Here is a 4,698-nt window from a genome sequence, read left to right as displayed (position 1 = left end):
AAGGGCGCGCCCCTCGTCGGTCAGGGAATAGGTCGACCGGTCGTCAGCTCCCGCGCGTTTCGCGAGGAGGCCGCGCCCGACGAGGGTCCGCAGGTTCGGCTCGAGTCTGGTTCGGGTGACGCTGGGATACGTGCACCCGAGCGTGCACATGATCCCCAGTTTGTCGCACGGCCGGTCGACGCGCTCGCGGCGGGCGACGGCCTCGAGACAGTCGCGCTGGAAGGCGGTGAGTTCGACCCAGGCGCGTCGGCCGTTCCTCGCGAGGTGACTCGGGAGCGATGCGTCTGCTCGAGCGGGATGTTGAAGGTCCCGCGAATCGTCGTCTGACATGTGTACTTATCGCTCGATCATAGTCTACTCTCTTCCCTCCGAAGCGGACTCGACAACACTCGTTATCGAGGACCCATTCTCTCCTACTGCTGAAGCAGCACCGTTGTACCATCTCAAATCGGCCAACCTACGACTACACGTGCACCGTGCGATAACGCCAACTCTGAAACATTTGGATACCTGAAAATGCCGACTGCAGCGATCGTCACGGACGGAATGTCGGTATAGATCAGCAGCCGAGAGAGACGTACCAATTGCTGTTCGACGACTATCGTTTTGAGGAATTGGCGTGCATCATCGATTTCGACGAATAGATCTTTGATCTGCTACAGTTTCTCTGTCGACTCATTGTCGCGGTTGGACAATTCAGTCTGTAGCTGCCGGATCTCATAGAACTGGGACGTATTATCGTAGTTGAGCATAACGACGAGCGTCTGCAGCATACTTGAACTGTTTGCTTCCAACTCGTCGTTCGCTCGATCCGCTTCGTTGACGACCGCTTCGGCGACTGTCTCGAGGTCATTCGGTATCTGGTCGGCTGATCGAGAGGAATTGCGTCCGCGCTGAAACGTCTTCGCAGTGTCGGAGACGGACGAGAGAAGTATTCCGAAAAAATGGATGCGTGCGGGGAACTGACTGAGGTGTCGGTTCGATTCTTGACGCGCTCTCGAAAGTCCGTGATGTCAGTCCGACGTTCGTAGAGATCCTGTATTGACCCGAATCATGGGAGAGAACAATCTGATTTACGCCGACTGAAATGGGAATCAGCGTCAACAGTCCGTTGACAGTGCCATTGAGGTGCCACATATTCCGTGACGGTGTGGTCACCGTGGCAAGCTCGAGGCCTCCAACGACGACGAACGCTGTGCCGATTCCGAATAGGATGACGATCGAAACCAAGATCCGATTTCCAGTGAGCAAGAACCATCGTACAAATCCCGTGAGAGGGCGGCCAGCCGATTCGACAGTTGTCTTGTCCATACTGTCTCCCGACGTATGGGAGTGAGATATATAACCGTCAACAGTGGGTTTGCAGTCCGCTTTGCCCTCTGATTGAGCGGAACGCGGTGATCGACTGCATCAAAATGTCTTGGATGTGCGAGTGGTGCTCTTCGTCACTATCTCGTTCTCGGTATTCGTTATCGATGTTTCCCTACATCTCGTGAATGAAGTTCGTCCTCAGCCCGCCACGTCCGTGGTCGCACAGCAATAAGAACTGCGACGAGATATAGCGCGACGATGATACCAGTTACGAGGAGGCCAGGTATCGATCCGATAGAGGCGCTGGTTGGCCATGATATCGTTGTAAATGCGGCGATATGTATCGTCCAAGCCCCTAACATAATCGTGAAAAGCAGTAGGTAGATCCGGCGGAGGCGATGCGCGATCGCTTCCTCTCTGGTGATCTTGATAACAGGTGTGCGGTAGTCTTGGCTCAACGTCTTTCTCCAGTCCGGATCCTCAAGGCCTGCTGACGGGTCTAAACCGTACGCAAAGACGTTTTTCTGGAGCGTCCGGACACGGCCACGCCAGAGATCGTAGCCGCGATACCGCTGTGCCTCCATGAATAAGAAGGCGGTCAGTGCCGCTATCCCTAATAATATGATGTAGTGCGGCCGGTTAGGGCCCGAAAAGCCCCACGTCAGGACTCCGCTCATGACTATAACGGCCCAGTTTGTCGTTCGATCGAGACGCTCACGCCAAAATTTCATTCGGTGGATCTCGCCGCGGTAGAGGTGTGCCATCGACGAACTTGGTGCCATCTCCTCCTCTAATAACCCCTCACCAACTTCGCGGTGTTCAGCGTCACTGGGATCCATATCTTTCGCTGATTTCTGAGCCATCGCGGTGAGATGCTTTCAACGGCCGGGGTAATAGAGCCAGTATTTTTGGTCACTATAACAGTAGTTGGTGATAGGGTTTCTTTATTCAAACCAAGAGATGGATCGAGACGCCCGATTCGGTAAGTACATGTATGTACTGAACGGCGCACCTTTCGTCACGGTTCTCAAAAGGCAAATACAGTGGGGGTGACGCTGCATTTGCCCTCACCGTGGACGCAGCCAACGGAACGGGGTGAATTCCCAGTGGTTCAGTGCAGGAGCATTCACGGGATGCTTGGCCGTGCCGATCCGCTGCGTGACCTGCCCTGTTCACGATGTATAACAGCTGGGGCAGATCATGATAATGTTAGGAAGTAACGTGGATAGCCATTCGGCCGTCCATTCAGCTCTGTGTTGATTATTTGGGTGACAGTCCGGGGAGAAACCAGTAGTACTTGATTTATCCTCTACATTGAACACTGGCTGAGCTACCAAATTGCGAGTTGATCGAACCCCCGCTTCGTTTGGATCAACTGGATATTTTCGCGCGGCGGTGAGGGTGGGGCGGTGTCATTTTTTGGCGCTGTCCCCTGGGGTTACCCGCCAAGAGGGCTTTCGCGCGAAGCGCGAAACGGCCCCGCGGGCGTTGCGGTGCGATCGCAGTGCCGACCCCGACCTCGAGCCACCGACTCCAACCAGAGTTGTCTAAGCAGGGATGGTATTCGAGAATACGTGTAGAAAACAACGGAACCGAGAGCGTTGTCACTATGGATACCAGTTCAGCGATCGGCGACAGCGCCGACGAATCCAGTTTTAGTGCCGCCACCGGAGTCTTCCAAGTTAGTTCGGCGCTGCGGAGTACCGTCGGATCGTTCCCCGATCGCGACCACTTCTCGAGGGCCCCGCTCGCGAGTGACTGGACGATCTCGGCCTCGAGCGCGTCACCGCTGGCCGTCGAACGCTCGAGTTCCGACGCTCGAGTACTCATAGCGGACCCTCCAGCGTGTTTCGAACGACGTGCGTACACTTCGGACAGAGACGACGAAGCGCGTCGACGCGGTCACCGCACCGTTCGCACTCGTCGGATTCGACGAGGCGGGGCATCGCGAACCATCGTCCTCGCGATCGGTGCCCGTGCATATGTGCCGGTATTTATTTACTGAGGGTGACAAAATTGCTCCTGAAAATGGTGCTCGAGCTTGTCCTTCCAGCGTTTCTCGGATTTGTGTTCGTAATGATTTCTGCCTACGCTGGCGCTCTCCGGGCGTTAGAAGTCTATTTCGATCCAGACCAAGATAGCATATTCCTCTCAGATGATTCTGAGCCACCAAATGCTCGGTAACGTGGGCTCCGCAGTGCTTACACCTCGAGTTGTCGACCGACGGCCACGGTGCGACCGTCACCCAGATCACCCCGTAGAGCGGCCGTTAAGTGTCAGGAAGTGCGGGGAAAGGGGTTGATATGCAGTGGGCCGGCGCAGATGTCGAACAGTTTCGAGACGGACGCTTTCGCTACGCTCGAGCGCTGCGACTTGCATATTCGAATCTTTGTGGGAGTAGTATAGGCCGGCGCAGGTTCGAACCACGGTCGGAGCAAAGCTCCTCCCTGATTCGAATCTGCTTGGAACCATTTCTCCCGCATCGCAGACCGTTCGCTGTTACTCACGGCTTCGCCGTTCGCGTATCCGTGGCGCTGACGCGCCACGCGTCGCTCACGGGTTTGCGATGCGGGAGAAAGTGGGCCGGCGCAGATTCGAACTGCGGTTACGGCCACCCGAAGGCCGAAGGATACCAAGCTACCCCACCGGCCCGCACATTCTGAGTGAACGGATCCGGTCGTTTAACGCTTCCGAATGCCGGCGTCGAACCGCCGGCAGGGGAGCCGATCCCTCGAGCCACCCACTACCGAAACCGGCCTCAAAACCGCTCGTACCCGCCCGTATCCAGGTAGTGGTGCGCAATCGTAATCGCCTGATCCGCGTGTAACAACTCGGGCCCGAGCCGAAGCCGCTGATCCGCGAACGCCTCGAGCAATCTGCCCTCCTCGTCAGTGAAGTCCCGATGATCCGAGAGCACGAAAATCGCATCCCCCAGCGTCTCGGCACCCACGTCACTCACCGCCTCGCCGCCCTCGTGCAACTGGACGATCGGCCCGTCATCGGCGATTTCCTCGAGCGTCCCCTCGAACCCGCGGCGATAGACCTCGCTCCCCGGACTGGGTTCGGCGGGCAGCGCGCCGATGGCGTCCTCGCGGTGCTCGAGGGCCTTTCGAACCAGCGAGGCGGTGCTCCGCTCGTCGGGGTTGAGCCGCTGGAGCGTCCCGCCGTCGAAGGTGATCGTGAGTTCGTCCCGGGCGATCAGGTGGACGCGCACGTCCTCGCGGATGCCGTGGGAGGTGACGAACGCGGCGGTGATCGACCGACAGAGCGCGTCGAGGCGACCGGCACCGCCCGCGAGGTCGTCGAGCGAGAAGTCGGGCTCCGTGGGAACGTCGTGACCGATGAGCACGAACTGGCGCATACCGGAGCGTGGACGGCCGACGGGAT

Annotated in this window: 6 protein-coding genes and 1 tRNA gene; 1 reads left to right on the top strand and 6 read right to left on the bottom strand. The window is 57.7% G+C overall.

The annotated features are described in order from the left end of the window. The 4 genes from PGX04_RS12455 to PGX04_RS12450 form a co-directional block, all read right to left on the bottom strand. Window positions 1–330: PadR family transcriptional regulator (locus PGX04_RS12455; RefSeq protein WP_273738801.1), on the bottom strand; the 330-nt coding region annotated here is incomplete at its 3' end. Window positions 331–443: 113 nt separating this feature from the next. Further along, window positions 444–653, bottom strand: coding sequence for a DUF7972 family membrane protein (locus tag PGX04_RS35050; protein WP_465263809.1), 210 nt, complete (start codon window positions 651–653; stop codon window positions 444–446). Window positions 654–849: 196 nt separating this feature from the next. Then, a complete protein-coding gene (locus PGX04_RS35045) occupies window positions 850–1,311 on the bottom strand; it encodes a DUF7972 family membrane protein (RefSeq protein ID WP_465263808.1) in 462 nt (153 codons plus the stop codon). 158 nt (window positions 1,312–1,469) lie between these two features. Next, window positions 1,470–2,174 carry a DUF2270 domain-containing protein gene (locus tag PGX04_RS12450; protein WP_273738800.1) on the bottom strand — a complete coding sequence of 235 codons (705 nt, stop codon included), beginning with the start codon at window positions 2,172–2,174 and terminating at the stop codon, window positions 1,470–1,472. Between the two features lie 746 nt (window positions 2,175–2,920). Here PGX04_RS12450 and PGX04_RS12445 point away from each other — a divergent pair. Continuing rightward, window positions 2,921–3,316: a hypothetical protein gene (locus PGX04_RS12445; protein WP_273738803.1), complete on the top strand. Its 396-nt coding sequence runs from the start codon at window positions 2,921–2,923 to the stop codon at window positions 3,314–3,316. A 574-nt stretch (window positions 3,317–3,890) separates the two neighbouring features. Here the strand turns inward: PGX04_RS12445 and PGX04_RS12440 are convergent. Both PGX04_RS12440 and trmY read right to left on the bottom strand, forming a co-directional pair. Further along, window positions 3,891–3,963, bottom strand: a tRNA-Pro gene (locus tag PGX04_RS12440). Between the two features lie 106 nt (window positions 3,964–4,069). Next, window positions 4,070–4,672 carry a tRNA (pseudouridine(54)-N(1))-methyltransferase TrmY gene (gene trmY / locus PGX04_RS12435; RefSeq protein ID WP_273738802.1) on the bottom strand — a complete coding sequence of 201 codons (603 nt, stop codon included), beginning with the start codon at window positions 4,670–4,672 and terminating at the stop codon, window positions 4,070–4,072. Between the last annotated feature and the right edge of the window lie 26 nt (window positions 4,673–4,698).

The organism is Natrinema soli (assembly GCF_028618695.1).
Note: the sequence above shows the minus strand (reverse complement) of the source record. Positions and strands in the feature narration are given on the sequence as shown.